Below are 15182 nucleotides of genomic sequence, written 5' to 3'. Positions count from 1 at the left end.
ATTCTCCGAGGGGGTTCAAAACACCAGCCTGCCGCCGACGATGGCGAGCGTTCCGGCAAGCACGGGGCGCAGCACCCGATCGGGGATGCGCGTGGCGATCAGGCTGCCGATGACGATCCCGGGCACCGACCCGAGCAGCAGGGATCCGAGCAGCACGAAGTCGACCGAGCCGAGCAGCCAATGCCCGGCGCCCGCGATCAGGGTCAGCGGCACGGCATGCGCGATGTCGGAGCCGACCAGGCGATTGGTCGGGAGGCGGGGATAGAGGATCAGCAGCACGGTCATGCCAAGCGCGCCGGCGCCGACCGAGGACAGCGAGACGAGCACCCCGAGCACCGCGCCGAGGACGATCGTCAGCGCCGCCACCTGGCGCTCGGGCCGCGGCGGGCGATCGTTCGTGAAATACTCGACGATCCGGCGCCGGAAGAGGATCGCCACGGCGGTGACGAGCAGGGCGATCCCAAGGGTGAGGCTGATCACCCGGCCGGTGCTCTCCAGATGCGTCCCGAGCGCGGCCAGCACCAGCAGCGTGATCAGCGTGGCCGGCACGCTGCCGATGGCCAGCCGCCGCACCACTTTCCAGTCCACCGTGCCGCCGGCGCCATGAACCACGGTGCCGACTGCCTTGGTAGCCGAGGCATAGAGCAGATCGGTGCCCACGGCCGTGGCGGGGTGAAAGCCAAAGGCAAGCACGAGCAGCGGCGTCATCAGCGAGCCGCCGCCGACGCCCGTCATGCCGACGAGCAGGCCGACCAGCACGCCGGCGAGCGAATGGAGCGGATCGAAATGCGTCACCGGCGTGCCACCGCCACCGGGCGATAGGCTTGATCGCGCGCGTCGATCGCCGCCTGCCAGACACGCAGCACATTGCCGCTCCACAGCTTGTCGATATCCGCGTCCCGATAGCCTCGACGCTTCAGCTCGGCGGTGACGTTGGCGATCTCGCCGACATCGGCCCACCCGTCGACGCCGCCGCCATGGTTGAAGTCGGACGAGAGCGCGACATGATCAACGCCGATCCGCTTGACCGCATAGTCGACCGCATTGACCAGGTCCGCGACGCTCGCGCGCGGCTCCTTGCCAACGATATCGTGGAAGCGCTGGTCATATTCGGCCTGCTTGTCGGCGGCGAGCGCCGGACCGCCCGGCTTGAGCCCATATTCCGCCTGAAGCTCGGCCACCGCCGCCAGGGTCTTGGGCGATCGCGCGCGCAGATAGGCGCTGAATGCATTGATCGCGATGACGCCCCCCTTGGCCTTCAGCGCGTCGAGCTGCCCGTCGCTCAGGTTGCGGCCGTTGTCGACCAGGCCGCGTACATCCGAATGGCTGGCAATGACCGGCGCCCGGCTCAGCGCGAGCACCTGGTCGAACGCAGCGTCGGAGAGCTGCGACACGTCGATCAGCACGCCCAGATCGTTGAGCCGCCTGACCGCGGCCCGGCCCAGCGGCGAAAGGCCGCCATTCTCACCGGGCGTGTCGCCAAGCTGCAAGGCGGGCCGCGACGAATCCGCGAACTGATTGTTGCCGGCATGGACGAAGCCGAGGATGCGCACGCCGCGGCCATACCAATAGTCGAGCTGGTCGAGGTCGTTGCCGAGCGGCCAGGCGTTGAGGAAGCTCTCGATCACCGCGAACTTGCCGCGCGCGGCCGCAGCCCGGACATCGGCCGGGGAGCGCGCGAGCACCGCCAGCGCGGGATTGCGCTCGGCGATCGCATGAATGGCGCCGTCGCGCACGCGCAGCTCGGCCTGCGCCCTGGCGAGCGTCGGCGCGTCGCGCGTGCCCTGCGGCACGAACAGCGCGATGGCCGCGGCGTTGAGACCGCCGGCACGCGCGCGATCAAGGTCGAACTGCGATGTCGGATCGGCCTTCCCCGACCAGCCCGGTGCCGTGGCGGACTTGGGCAAATCGACATGCGGATCGATGGCGATAGTCTGCGCGGCGGCGGGCACCACGGCGAGCGAAAGGCTGAGCGCGAACAGGCTGGTCTTCACTGGCTTACTCCCATGATAGGATCCCGCAATCGCGAGGCCATGGCCGCCTCCCGCTTATTCCTATTTTATCAATAGGAATTATGGCGCGTGAAAATCTATCGCCGCCACAAGCTGGCGTTGCGCGCAACAGGACGCGCTATCGGTTTGATTTTCCCGAGCATGACCCGGCCGGCCCAAGCCGCACGACGCGTTCGCGACAGCTGTGCCGTCGCGCCCCAAAGAGCTTCCCCTGACTCAATTCCCATTTTCTAAATGGGATATAAGGCCCGGCCGGCGCCCCGATTCCCGCCCAAACGCGCTTTCCGGACAGCACCGGTTCATTTTCGGCTGCCCATAGTGCAGGCATTGGATCGCGCCGGTGAAGCGTGGACCTTTTGGATCCGAGGGATCCGGCAGGTAGCGTCGCATCGGCCGATCGCTCGGGAATCATCGGCCGATGATGAGAATTCAGCTGAGCGTCCGCACCGTTCTCGTGGCCCTGTCCGCGCTGTCGATGCCGGCGGCCCAGGCACAGTCCGCTGGAACGCCTGCAAGGAACCTCGCCTGGGCGGACAGGCTGACATGGGGCATCGAGGGTACGGCCGGGCCCCGTGCCGGTGCCGCGCCCGATGCCGGCCGCTGGCTCGACGCGCAATTGCGGGACGGGGCCGGGACGCTTCCTCCCGATGCGCAGCGCCAGCTCGATGCGATGCGCATCGTTCGCGAACCGATGACGCAGCTGGTCGTCGAGGAGGATGCCGCGATCCGCGCCGCCAACGCGCTGACCGATCCCGACCAGCGCAAGGCAGCGCGCGACGCCTATCAGAAGGACATGAGCGCGCTTGCCGACGAGGCGCGCACAAGGTCGATCCTGCGGGCGCTCTATGCCCCCGACCAGCTGCGCGAGCAGATGACCTGGTTCTGGTTCAATCACTTCAACGTCCACGCGCCGAAACGCGACATCCGTGCCATGGTCGGCGACTATGAAGACACGCTCCACGCCCGCGCGCTGGGCAAGTTCCGCGACCTGCTCGAGGCGACCCTGCGCCACCCCGCGATGCTGCGCTATCTCGACAACGACCAGAATTCGGCCGGGCACATCAACGAGAATTATGCCCGCGAGATCATGGAGCTGCACACCATGGGCGTGGGCTCCGGCTATTCGCAGCAGGACGTGCAGGAGCTTGCCCGGATCCTGACCGGCGTCGGCGTCGACCTGAAGCCCGACGCGCCCAAGCTCAAGCCGCAATGGCAACCGCTCTACGTCCGCGCCGGCCTGTTCGAGTTCAATCCCGCGCGCCACGATTTCGGCGACAAGCATTTCCTGGGGCACGACATCAAGGGACGCGGTTTCGCCGAAGTCGAGCAGGCAATCGACCTCATCGCATCCTCCCCCGCCACGGCGCACCATGTTTCGCTCCAGATCGCGACCTATTTCATGGGCGATGCGCCGCCCGCGGATGTCGTCGCGCGCATGGAGCAGGCCTTCCGGCGCAGCGACGGCGATATCGCCAGGGTGCTGCGCGCGATGATCGGGGCCCCCGCCTTCAAGGCCTCGCTCGGGACGGTGTTCAAGGATCCGGCCCATTATGCGATCTCCGCCGTGCGCTATGCCTATGGCGATCGGGTGATCCTGAATACCCAGCCGGTCATCGGCTGGCTCAACCGGATGGGCGAAGGGCTGTACAACCACGAGACGCCCGACGGCTATGACATGCGGTCGGACGCCTGGTCCGGCCCGGGCCAGATGGCGACGCGGTTCGACATCGCGCGCCAGATCGGCGGCGGATCGGCCGGCCTGTTCCGCCCGCCGGGCGCCTCCGCCGATCAGCCGGCCTTTCCCCAGCTGCAGAACGCCGTCTATTTTGGCGGCCTGGGCGCCACGCTGGGCGAGCCGACGCGCGGCGCGCTCGCCAAGGCGACATCGCCGCAGGAGTGGAACACGCTGTTCCTGTCCTCGCCCGAATTCATGCACCATTGAACGGCAGGAGATGTCGTGATGCCGCCCATCCAACGTCGGGACCTTCTGAAGGGCGCGGCCGCGCTCGCGCCATCGATCGTCGCCGGCCGAGCCTTTGCCGCGCCGCAGGCGGGCAGCCGGTTGCTCGTCGTGTTCCTGCGGGGCGCCTATGACGCGACGAGCATCATCGTCCCCACGGGCAGCGATTTCTACTACCAGTCGCGCCCGACGATTTCGCTCGCCAGGCCCAACCCCGCCGATCCCAAGGCAGCGCTGCCGCTCGACGGCGACTGGAGCCTGCACCCCGCGCTCAAGGAGAGCATCCTGCCGCTATGGCGGCAACGGCAAGTCGCATTCGTGCCGTTCGCCGGCACCGACGATCTGAGCCGCAGCCATTTCGAAACGCAGGACACGATCGAGCTGGGCCAGCCCGTTGGCGGCTCGCGCAACTATGGCTCGGGTTTCCTGGCTCGCCTGGCGCAGATGCTGGGCAGAAGCGATCGGCCCATCGCCTTCACCGACCAGTTGCCGCTGTGCTTCCGCGGCGATCCCGTGCCGGTGCCCAATCTGGCGCTCGCGAATGTCGGCAAGCCGATCGACCGGCGCCAGACGGCAATCATCGAGTCGATGTACGGCAAGAGCGGGCAACTGGCGCAATCGGTCGCCCAGGGCTTCCATGTGCGCGAAACCGTATTCGAAACGCTCGACGAGGAAATGAAGGCGGCGGGCCGGGGCGCGGTTAGCAGCAAGGGGTTCGAGCTGTCGGCACGGCGCATCGGCGCGCTGATGCGCGACCGGTTCAACCTCGCCTTCGTCGATGTCGGCGGATGGGACACGCATGTGAACCAGGGCAACGCAACCGGCTATCTGGCCGATCGGATCGGCGAATTGGGGCGCGGCCTGGCCGGCTTTGTCGACGCGATCGGCGCCAGGGCCTGGGGATCGACCACCGTGGTCGTCGTCTCCGAATTCGGCCGCACCTTCCGCGAGAACGGGGACAAGGGCACCGATCATGGCCATGGCAGCGTCTACTGGGTCCTGGGCGGCGACATCGCGGGCGGCCGGATGGCGGGCGCGCAGGTGGCGCTGTCCGCCGCAACGCTCAACCAGTCGCGCGACCTGCCGGTGCTGACCGACTATCGCGCGCTGATCGGCGGACTGGTCGCGCGACAATATGGGCTGTCGGCCGACCGGCTGGCGACGGTATTTCCGCAGGCGCGGCCGACCGACCTGAAGCTGATCTGACCGGGACCGGCGGGAACGCCGATCGCGGTTGCCCAGCCTGCCGGGCCCGGTTCCGGCATCACACCATGGGATCGACGATGTCGCGCAGGCGCGCGGCACCACGGTCCATCACGGCCTGCCGCAATCCCGCGAGCGAGGTGACGCCGGTCGGCAGGCGATGATCGAATTCGATGACGCGGGCACCGGGCGGGCGGGCCGCGGCGCGCCACAGCCGCGCGCTCGCCACGCCGTCGACGAGCGAGGATCCCGGCACGGCGAGATGATGCTGCCACAGCGCCATGCGATAGCGCTGCGCGAAGGTCTGGCGCGCATCGCCCTCGACACGATTGTCCTCGAAGATGAACGCGTCGACTTCGCTGTCGAAGCTATAGCTGCGCCGGTTGCAATTGGCCGTGCCGATGACCGCGAGCTCGTCGTCGAACACCCAGCTCTTGGAATGGACATAGGTGTGGTCGCCGAAGGTCGGCGTGCTCTGGCTGGTGGTGAGCTGGAATACGCCCAGCTTGGCCCGGTCGGCCCCGGACAGCGCGGCATCGATCAGGCCCACGAAATCGCGGCGATATTCCTTGCCAAAGGGCACATCGGTGATCGGATTGCCCGGGATCAGGATGGTGACGTGGCTGAGCCGCGGCACCGCGGCGATCAGCGCACGCGCCGTGTCGAGGTCGAGCAGATACTGATCCTCGCAATAGATGAAGCGGCGGGCATTGCCGATCGCGGCGAGCAACGCGGCCTTGATGCCCCGCTCGGCGACGATCAGCGGCGGCGCCGCATGGACCGGATTGAAGGTCCGCGCGATCATCACCGAGAGGGGCCCGCCAAAGGGGGCATCGTTCACGCTCGGGCTGGCGATCGCGGCGGGCACGCCGGCCGTCTCGCCGCGCAGGGCACCAAAACGGCCGCTGCCGGGGTGATGCCGCCAGCGCGAGACGAAGGTCGAGAGCAGATCGTGCGCGCTCGGCCCGACGATCCGGCAATGCGTGTCATGATGCGGCTGTCCCGTGTCGGGATCGACAACGCGGACGCGGTTGGGGTTCATGTCGATGCCGCCGCAATAGCCGACCAGCACATCGCCGCGCTTGACCACCAGCACCTTCTGGTGATGCGATCCGCCCAGCCGCGCGATATCAGGCTCGATGATCCGGAGAATGACCGAGATCAGGCGCGGATGCATCCCGACAAGCGCCGAGGCGACCGCCAGCCGCACGGTCGATGCCGTGGTGTGGTTGGTGGTCAGATCGTCCTTGATCGCCTTGCCGCCGGTCAGCGCATTGATGTGGTTGACGACCTGGGTCGCGCTGCGATCGGCGGCGGTGACGATGCCGAACTGATCCCAGAGCATTGCCGCGACCTCGACCCCCCGCCCCGCCGCGGCGGTGTAGATGTCGCGGAAGCTGCTCGCCGCGCCGAGCGGGAACGTGTCGAAATTGTCCCAGCCGAGCAGATAGATGAAGTCGCGTTCGCCATTGGTGGCGCCCATGTCGGCGGCCATGGCGTTGAAGGTGGCGTTGCCGTCGATCAGCGCGGCCACGGCATTGCCGCTGCGCAGCACGGTGCGCCCCGTCGCGAGCGGGCGCAGGATCGTGCCCCAGCGGCTGGGATCGGTCTGGCCCACGCCGGGGATCGGCCGTGGCGGCCGCCGCGCAGGGTATGTCAGCAGCGCGGTCCAGGTGCGCGGGCCGATGACGCCGTCCCATTCGGACGGGCGGCCGGGAAAGGCGATGCGCTGGAACGAGACCGTGGCCGCGCGCGTGCGCGCTCCGAAAATGCCGTCGGTGGCGAGCGGGCAATCATCGAGGCCGCGCTCGCCCCGTGCCGCGCGCTCGGCATGCACCTGGTTCAGCCGCTGTTGCGCGTCGATCACCGCCGGGCCGCGCGAGCCGGTGCGGATGGTCGGGCGCGCTGTCGGGGCGCCGGGCGGGACTTCGGAGGAATCCTGTTCGGCCTCGCCCAGCGGACGGATCACCGTCAGGTCGGCATGGAGCAGCCGGTCCGGGCCGCACAGGCTGATCGCGACCGTGCCCGGCCGCCCCGCGGCGAGCGCCTCCACATCGATCGCGCCGGCCTCGCGCGCGCCGATTTCCAGCGGGGCGGTGAGGATGAACGAGCGGCGCCCTCCCCCCAGCGGCTGGCGGATGACGACATCGCCGCCGAGCAGCGGGCGGTCGATACGGCGCCCGGGCCACGCGACCACCTGCATGAAGGGGTCGGCGAGGTGATCCTGCAGCGTGGCGCGGGCGAGCGTGTCCGTGCCGGCGATCGAATGGGTGTCGGTCATCGCATTTCCCTCATGCCGCGCGGGCAATCTGTGCCAGCACCTCGCGTCGCGCGACGAGCTCGCGCTGCTGCCGGCCAAGCTCCGTCGACAGGGCCTCGTCCGCGGCCTCGGCCATTTCCTGTTCCTGCGCGCGGGCCAGCGAGGCCATGCGCGCCAACAGCTGGCGCGACACCGCGCCGGCTTCCCGCGGGAGCTGGCGGCTGATCCGCAGCAGGAAGCTGTCCAGGTGCAGATCGGTGAGCGCGAGCCGGCTGGGGCGCGGTCCGAGGTACAATTGCTCGAAGGCGCTCAGATGCGCGCGGGGATCGGCGTCGATCGCGCGCAGCACCTCGTTGAAGCGAAGCCCCAGGGCGGCGCTGGTGAAGTTGCCGCCGACGAACATGCGCACGCGTTGCCGGGGCGTGAGGCTGGCTGTGTCGGTCATCTCAGAAATTCCCTACCGAGGTATTGCCGGTGGTGGTGTCGGCCGGGTCGATACCGGCGGCATCCGGCGGCGTGGGAAGGCGCGTCGTCCGGCGCCGGCGCACCCAGTTGAAGCTGTTGTCGTTGTTGGCGTCGGCGTCCGGGCTGGCGGTGAACAGCGTCTGAATCCGGCGATAGGTTCGCACATCGGGCAGCGCGCCGCTGGGCGCGAATGTGTTGAAGGTGAAGAATTGCAGCCCCTGCGGACTGTCGAAGCGGTTGAGCAGCACATGGTGCAGCTCGTGCGCCAGCGTCTCGAGATCGGCGTTGAGATCGACATGCTGGAAGATGAAGAAGCGGCCGCCGAGCAATGCCTCCTGCGTCTGGGTGACACCGGAATAGGCGTTGAAATTGGGCAGGCCGTCGCTGCGCGGGCGCGGCAAGGTGCAGAAGCAGACGGTGACCGTGTCGTCGGGCGTGGTCGGCAGCAGCTGATCCAGCACCAGCCGCTCCGCCGGTGTGTCGAGAAAGCCGATATAGTTTCCGTTGGCATCCCGCGCGCCGGCCGGCAGCGCGAGATCGCGCGTCGGGCCGGCATCGATCCTGAGCCCGGTCTGCGCCCAGCGCTGATTGGCGTGGCGGAATTGATCGTCGATCTGCCGTTGCAGCGCGGGGGTCATGGTCAGCCCGAGCCGGACGACGCGCAGCGCGATGCGCCTGCGGCTCTCGGGATTGCGCCGGAACACCGGCAAGGTCGAGGAGACGGTGCCGCCGGCGGCGGCGGTATAGTCGACGCGCACCGAGCCGTTGAGATCGGCGCGGCGCAGCCGATGGTTGCTCTGGCCGCGATTGCGGACGCCGACATCGGGGCCGGCGGCCAGGCCCGAATGGGTCGGCTGGCCGGCATCGGTGTCGTCCGTCACCAGCATCAGCGCACGCGACACGAATATCTTCGATCCCGCCACGGTCTCGGTGAGCGTGACGTTCTGCGAAGCGGGCGCGTCATCGTCCGCGCCGGCGGCAGTCAGCGTGCGCCAGCGCGCGGTGACGGTCGAACCGGTCGCGCCGCGGTCGGTGACGCGAACGTAGAAGCGGCGGCGGTCGCTGCCGACGAAGTTGCTCGCCTCGGCGGCATCGTTGCGCACGGTGCGCGTGGCGCCGGTATAGGCGCTGTCCCACAGCCCGAACATCAGCGCGGTGGCAACCGGCGACGCGCCATCGACCCGATGGTCGTCGTCATCGTCGAGCACGAACTCCACCGTCGCGGCGGCTGCCGGCCGCGGCCGGGGCGGCACGATGACAGGAAACACGAAATCGCTGAACACCTGCACGCGCCGGCTCTGTGCGTCATCGGCGGCCGGCTCTGCCTCGCCGCGGCTTTCGACGTCGATCACCAGCGCCGCCGATGCGGGCCGCCCGGTCATCCGCGCGATCGCGCCGAGTATCTCCCGCCGTACCGCCTCGGCACGCCGCAGTCCGAGCGCGAGATTGTCGGCCGACGACCCCACGGAGTCGGTATGGCCGATCAAGCGCAGATGGCGGACCGGCGTCGCGGTCCTCTCGCTCTCCATGATGCAGCGGGCGATGCCGATGATCTGCGGCTGATGTCGCGGCAGTATCTCGGCCGAGCCGAAATCGAAATTGTCGATCTGCTGCTCGAGCGGCAGCCCGGTACAGCGTGTCGGCAAGGTGATCTGCGAGACGCCGCTGCCGCTCGCCGCAATCAGCTCCGCCCAGGTGCGCGGGCCGATGACGCCGTCCCATTCGTTCGGCTGGCCCGGAAAGGCTGTCCGCTGAAAGGCGATCGTCGCCGCGCGCGTATTGGGACCGAACGCGCCGTCGACGGTCAATGGGCAACGATCGAGCCCCGCCTCGCCGCCGGCGAGCCGCGCGGCATGCACGGTGTTGAGGCGAGTCTGCGCCTCAGTAACGGCGGGGCCGCGCGAGCCCTGGCGGATGGTCGGCCGCGGCACCATGGGCGGATCGCTCTCGCCAAGGCCGGCCCCGTCGCGCGAGCGGATGATCAGCACGTCGGGCAGCAGCAGCCCGTCGGGGCCGGCGATCCGCTCGAAGCCGTCCTCGCCGATCACCTCGGCATAGAAGCCGCCTTCGCGCGGCCGGCCACGCCGCTGCTGGATGCCTTGCGCCCGGCGCATGCCGGGGCGGGACACGATCTTCGCGCGTCGCCGGTGCGTTCCGCGCAGGATGATGTCGCCGGCGAGCAGCGGCGCCGCGAGGCGCGCGCCCGGGAAACCGACGATCTGCGTCGAGGGCGCCTGCGGATTGACCGCGACGTTGAGCAGCGCCCTGGGGTCGACCGGGGCAACGGGTGGCGCTGCCGGGCCGGCCGGCGGTTCGGGGGCGGGTTCGAAGCCCGGCAGCGGCTCGATCGCGGCCGCGGGATCGGGCACGGGCGGCTCCGGGGCCGGTGCCGGATCGGGTGCCGCGACCGGGTCGGGGGCTGGAGCATCGGCCTCGCTCCCCTCGCGCTGCGAGACGGCGATCGGCGGCTCCGGCGGCAGGCCCAGCATCTCGCGCAGCTCGGCTTCGCTGAACTGCGCGAGGATGCGCTGCTCGGGAGTCGGCTGGCTGTGGCGCCGGCCCTTGGTCCAGCGGCGCTCGTCGTCCGTCACGGGCGGGCCGACGGCCACCGTTTCCGCTGCCTCGAGTTCGTCGCGTTCCATGACCGCCACCTCCTGTGTTTCGCCGGATGCCCGGGCCGGGCGCGCGGTGCCGCGCAATTGCCGTGCCGCGGCGACGGCCGCCGCGACGTCGAGGATGCCATAGCCCCAGCGCTCGACCTGATCGGCGCCGGCAGGCGATGGCGGCGCCAGGGACGCGAACAACGCGTTGCGGATCGCCGCGACCGGTTGCGGCCCCGAAGCCTGGAGCATCAGCGCGACCGTGCCGGTCACATGCGGCGCGGCCATGCTCGTGCCGCTCATCCGGACATAGCCCGCCGGCTCCCCTGCCGATTGCCGCGACCGCACCGACAGGACCCGCACGCCGGGCGCGACCACCAGCGGCTTGCGGCGCCCGTCGCGCGTCGGCCCGGTGCTGGAGAAGCGCGCCATCGGCTGATCGGGGTCATGCGCGTCATAGGCGCCTACCGCGATCGTGCGCATCGCGTTGCAGATGCTGCCCGTCGTCGCCAGCGGTGACGCCAGCCCGGGCGCGAACACCGCCTGGCATGCCGGGCAGCCGGCATTGCGCTCGATCCATGCGTGCCAGCGGCCGTCAGCCACATCCCGTCCCGCGATCTCGATCGCCCAGCGTCCCGCCGGCGCCATCGGGCGCAGGACCAGCGCGACCAGATTGTCGCCGTTGTTGGGATCGGCGGCACGGTGATAGAGTCGCGCCAGCTCCGTCCCGGCCGCGTCGCGCACCACCGCATTGGCGCCGAGCTCGGCCATTGCCGCGCCGCCATCGGGAGCGACGGCGCGCGCGACGAACCGGTCGATCCCCTTGTACCAGACCTCCACCGTCGCCGGATGCGCGTCGCTGCGCGGCAGCTCGAACGGCAGGCGCTCGCTGCGCCCCTCGCGCAGGCGCCCCTCCATATGGACGTTGCGCGCGTAATAATTGCCCGTGCTCTGCACGACCACGGTGCCGGGGCGGTTGGCGATCAACCAGTCGATCGCGCGCTCCACGAGCAAGCTGCCGTCGTGCGGCCCGGCATGGCGGCCGATGCTCATGTTGAGCGCGATCGGGCGCCCCGCGGCCGCGCGGACGACAAAGTCGATCGCCTCGAGCAGGTCCACCGAATTGCCGAGGTCGCCAAGGCCGGGGCCGAGATGGACGAAGAGCAGGTCCGCCTCGGGCGCAATGCCCCGTGGGCCGCCTGCCCGCCCGTTTCCCGCCGCGATTCCCAGCACATGGGTGCCATGCGACGGCTGTGGCGATTCGGAGGGGCGATAATTCAGGGCCGCGAAGGGATCGTCGCTGCGCAGCGCGTGGTCGATCTCGCCGCGGCGATGGATGCGACCATAGCCATAGGGCGCCGGGACGCCGTCCGCGCGCTGGTCCCACAGCGCGATCAGACGCGAGCTGCCATCGGCGTTGCGAAAGTCGGGATGCGCGAAGTCGATCCCCCAGTCGATCACCGCGACAACGACGCCCCTGCCCGTCTCCGCGAGCCCCGCCGGGCGGCGCTCGTCGCTGTCCACGGGCGCGGGATCGGCTTCGCTCAGGCCGGGTTCGCCGGGCGGCGGACGGTCGGCAAAGGGGTTGCGCGCAGGGGCAATCGCCTCGGCCTCGCCGGCATAGATGCGAGGTGCCTTGAGGCTGGCGACCGAGGCGTGGTCATGGATCGCGGCCAGCGCGCCGCGCACCGCCCTTCCGGTCGCGACGTCGCCGAAGCGCGTGACCAGGCGCAGGCCGGGCGGCGGGGAACTCCCGGGATGCAGGCGGACGATGACGGCGACCTCTTCGTCCGAGCCGCCCGCGGCGATCAGCTCCTGCAGCCCGGGATCCATGGTTCACCCCCTGGCCCGGCCGCCGCTACTTCTTGAGCGGCGGCGCGATGGCGCCCGCTTTCGCCGGTTCCCGCGCCTGAGCGGCGGCCTTGCTCGCATCGTCGGCCGCCTGCTGGGCGGCGGCGGCCGATTTTCCGGCGGCGTCGGCGGCGATTTTCGCCTCCTGCGCCGCGGCTTCGGCTCCCTTGCGTGCCGCTTCGGCACCGCCCTTGGCCGCCTCCGCATCCTCGGCCGCCGCTTGCGCCGCCTCGACCGCATCCTCCATTTCGCCGACGTCATCGTCTTCCGCGCATTCGTCGGACGGCTTGTCCGCCATGGAGCGCGCCGCGATGATCGCGAGCAAGGGATTGCCCGCCATGTAAGCGATGATGCTCAGCCGGCCGAGATCCGTGGAGGACAGGCCGAAGGAGCTCCCCGCCGCGCGCCCGAGCACGAGGCTGTTCAGCTGTTGGTCAAACATGCTCGCATTCCTTTCGGTGACAGCAGCCCGGTCAGGCCGAAAGCGCGATGGCCATCATCATCGTCGTCATCACGCCGTTGTTGCCGTCGCTCGCCGATGTCGACGAGCCGCCAAGCGCGCCGCCATAGAGAAGGACCGGCAGCATCTTGGAGAATTTGTCGTTCCCGCCGCCGATCAGCGGCAGGATCATCGCGATCTGGCGCGACTCGTCGAGGCCCTTCTTCAGCTCGGCGGTTTCCTTCTTGCGCAGCGCGATCTCCTTGCGGAGCGCCTGCCCCATCGATCCGATCTCGCGTTCGGCGGCGCGGGCGCGCGTGTCGACGGCCTTCAGCGCCGCGGAAGTCGTGTGGATGCGGTCGTCCAGCCGCTTGGCGGTCGCCGCCAGCTCGGCCTTGGTCGCGAAGCCGCCCGGGACGGCACGCGGCACCGCATTGCCGCGCGGCGGCAGCTTGATCCCCGGCCGGCCGCCCCGGCCAGGCCGTGCGCCGAGCCTGGGGCGCGCGGCCTCGTCGAACGCCTCGCCATAGTCCTCGCCGTAATCCTCGGTGTCGAACTCGAAATCGCTCTCCACGAGCCCTTCGAAATCGCTCTCAAAGGCGGTTCCCAACATCACGTTCCTCCTGTCATCAAATGTTGAACGGGTCAGTGTGCGTGCAGCGCGGGTTCGCGCGCCGGCGACGGCGCTCCGAACAGCTCGGCGCGGATCTGCGCGTCCGGCCGGACCATGCCGGGCCGGCCGCGACCATGGCAGCCGAGGCAGGCAGGATCATCGCCCCAGCACAGGCCGCAGGCGCCGAGCGCCGCGGCGAGCCGGCTCAGCCGCTGCGCCCCGGCGCGGCCGGCCTCGTGCAGCTGCCGGGCGATCCGCGTCATCTTGGTCAGGCGCGCCTCGGCCGCGTCGAGCCGCGCGCTCAGTTCCGCGATCAGCTCGTCGCGCTCGTCCGGCGCCTCGACATCGTTGCTCGGCTCGGCGCGCTGCGCCTGCATCAGTTCCATCAGCGCGGCCATGCGCGGATCGCCGGCCGCGAATTCCTGCATCATCGCCGCGGGATCGAGCCCGGGGCCGGCGGCAGCGCGGGCAGCGGCGTCAAACACCTGCATATTCCACGGATTCATCGCTCTCGGCGTAATCCTCGCCGCCCCAATCCTCGCCCCAATCCTCGTCGAACAGGGCCTCGCCTTCCCATTCGGCCCATGCGCTCTCGCCCGCGGGGAAATAGGGATCGGCAGGATTGACCTGGACGTTCACCGGTGCCGGCCGATTCATCCAGATCGACGGGGTGAGCGCGAGCAGCGCCAGCAGCGCGTCGCTCCGCCCTTCCGAATCCTCCGGATCGATGCCGAAGGCCTCCGCCATCGCGCTCGCATATTCGGGCGTGTCCTCGGCGGACCCTTCCGCCTCGGCCGCCTCGTGCGCGGCGCGCCCGGCGACGTTGCTGAGCGTCGACAGCATCTGGCTCACCGGCACCTGCTGGCCGCTGATCGAGACATTCTGCCGCCCAGCGCCGCCCATCAGCGAGGACATCAGCGATTGCGCCAGCTCGGGACGGGCCAGAAGCCCGGCGAGCATGTTCGCCGCACCGCCCGAGGGCGCGCGCTGCGAGCCCTGTATTCCGCTGAGCGCCGCCCGGCCGGCGGGCGTTCTCCCGAGCGCGCCGCTGGCGACCGAGGCCAGCGATCCGAGCGCGCCGTTGGCGCCGCCGCCACGCACCGTCGACACCAGGCCTCCGACATTGTGGATAGCGCCGCCGATATCGCGCGCGGTCCGGTTCCCCGATTGCGACAACAGGCCGCTCGCCAGGCCGGCGCCGGCGCCGATCAGCGCGCCCCAGGGCCCGAAGGCCGCGCCGCCCGTGGCACCGCTCGCCACGCTGGGCAGCGCACGCGCGAGCGCCGGAGCGGCCTTTTGCGCGAAATTGCCCACCGCGCCCGCGGCCCGGCGCAGGCCGCTGCCGATGTCGTCGAACAGCCCCTCGACATCCTCGGCCGTGGCGTTGGGGCCATAGATCGATCGCACCAGGTCATTCAGGCGATCCGGGGGAAGTTGCGCATATTGCGGCGCAAGGCTGGCGCGCAGCAGGGGATAGTCCGTCATCGATCATCTCCCAACAAGCGGTCTGAACGAAAAGCCGCGCAGCGATCATTCGGGCGATCCATCGGCGCGCGCCGGCGGCGCGCCGTCGCCGATGAGTGCCGGCAACTTGAGCAGGAGCGACTCGAGCCCCTCGAAAGCGAGTGCACGGCCGCGCGAGAGATCGCGGACGGTACCGCGCAGCCAGACAGCGTCGTCGTCGCCGCGCTCGTACCAACACCGGATGACGAGCGTCTTGGCGCGCGCGTCGCCGCGCAACCGATCCACCTCATTCAAGCTCTCCTCCAAGGCACTGGA

Annotated in this window: 12 protein-coding genes; 2 read left to right on the top strand and 10 right to left on the bottom strand. The window is 69.9% G+C overall.

What is annotated here, in order from left to right:
- Positions 1–15: 15 nt before the first annotated feature.
- Together ACIQCS_RS07370 and ACIQCS_RS07365 are read right to left on the bottom strand one after the other, a co-directional pair.
- On the bottom strand, positions 16–795 hold the full coding sequence (locus ACIQCS_RS07370; protein ID WP_345851431.1) for a sulfite exporter TauE/SafE family protein: 780 nt from the start codon (positions 793–795) through the stop codon (positions 16–18).
- A complete protein-coding gene (locus tag ACIQCS_RS07365; RefSeq protein WP_345851429.1) occupies positions 792–1994 on the bottom strand; it encodes a dipeptidase in 1203 nt (400 codons plus the stop codon). The genes ACIQCS_RS07370 and ACIQCS_RS07365 overlap by 4 nt, the downstream gene beginning before the upstream one ends.
- Positions 1995–2430: 436 nt before the next feature.
- Between ACIQCS_RS07365 and ACIQCS_RS07360 the strand changes: the two genes are divergently transcribed.
- Together ACIQCS_RS07360 and ACIQCS_RS07355 are read left to right on the top strand one after the other, a co-directional pair.
- A complete protein-coding gene (locus ACIQCS_RS07360) occupies positions 2431–3954 on the top strand; it encodes a DUF1800 domain-containing protein (protein WP_345851428.1) in 1524 nt (507 codons plus the stop codon).
- Between the two features lie 18 nt (positions 3955–3972).
- Complete coding sequence (locus ACIQCS_RS07355) at positions 3973–5178, top strand: DUF1501 domain-containing protein (protein WP_345851426.1); 1206 nt, start codon at positions 3973–3975, stop codon at positions 5176–5178.
- A gap of 58 nt (positions 5179–5236) precedes the next feature.
- Here the strand turns inward: ACIQCS_RS07355 and ACIQCS_RS07350 are convergent, their stop codons facing one another.
- Genes ACIQCS_RS07350 through ACIQCS_RS07315 form a run of 8 tightly spaced genes read right to left on the bottom strand, consistent with a single transcriptional unit; the run spans position 5237 to position 15161 of the window.
- Positions 5237–7456, bottom strand: a complete 2220-nt coding sequence (locus ACIQCS_RS07350; protein WP_345851424.1) for a phospholipase D-like domain-containing protein — start codon at positions 7454–7456, stop codon at positions 5237–5239.
- 10 nt (positions 7457–7466) lie between these two features.
- Positions 7467–7880, bottom strand: coding sequence for a hypothetical protein (locus ACIQCS_RS07345; RefSeq protein WP_345851421.1), 414 nt, complete (start codon positions 7878–7880; stop codon positions 7467–7469).
- A 1-nt stretch (position 7881) separates the two neighbouring features.
- Positions 7882–12333: a S8 family serine peptidase gene (locus tag ACIQCS_RS07340; protein WP_345851419.1), complete on the bottom strand. Its 4452-nt coding sequence runs from the start codon at positions 12331–12333 to the stop codon at positions 7882–7884.
- Positions 12334–12358: 25 nt separating this feature from the next.
- Positions 12359–12766 carry a hypothetical protein gene (locus ACIQCS_RS07335; RefSeq protein ID WP_401530453.1) on the bottom strand — a complete coding sequence of 136 codons (408 nt, stop codon included), beginning with the start codon at positions 12764–12766 and terminating at the stop codon, positions 12359–12361.
- 58 nt (positions 12767–12824) lie between these two features.
- Entirely contained in the window at positions 12825–13403 is a 579-nt protein-coding gene (locus ACIQCS_RS07330) for a hypothetical protein (RefSeq protein WP_345851417.1), read from the bottom strand.
- Positions 13404–13435: 32 nt separating this feature from the next.
- Complete coding sequence (locus tag ACIQCS_RS07325) at positions 13436–13888, bottom strand: hypothetical protein (protein ID WP_345851415.1); 453 nt, start codon at positions 13886–13888, stop codon at positions 13436–13438.
- Entirely contained in the window at positions 13881–14888 is a 1008-nt protein-coding gene (locus ACIQCS_RS07320) for a hypothetical protein (protein WP_345851414.1), read from the bottom strand. Before ACIQCS_RS07320 ends, ACIQCS_RS07325 begins: the two co-directional genes overlap by 8 nt.
- A gap of 45 nt (positions 14889–14933) precedes the next feature.
- Positions 14934–15161, bottom strand: a complete 228-nt coding sequence (locus ACIQCS_RS07315; RefSeq protein WP_345851412.1) for a hypothetical protein — start codon at positions 15159–15161, stop codon at positions 14934–14936.
- Positions 15162–15182 lie beyond the last annotated feature (21 nt).

This window comes from Sphingomonas sp. NPDC092440 (genome assembly GCF_044754985.1).
Classification (GTDB): Bacteria; Pseudomonadota; Alphaproteobacteria; order Sphingomonadales; family Sphingomonadaceae; genus Sphingomonas.
The sequence above is the reverse complement of the archived record's forward strand: the minus strand, read 5'-3'. Positions and strand labels throughout refer to the sequence as shown.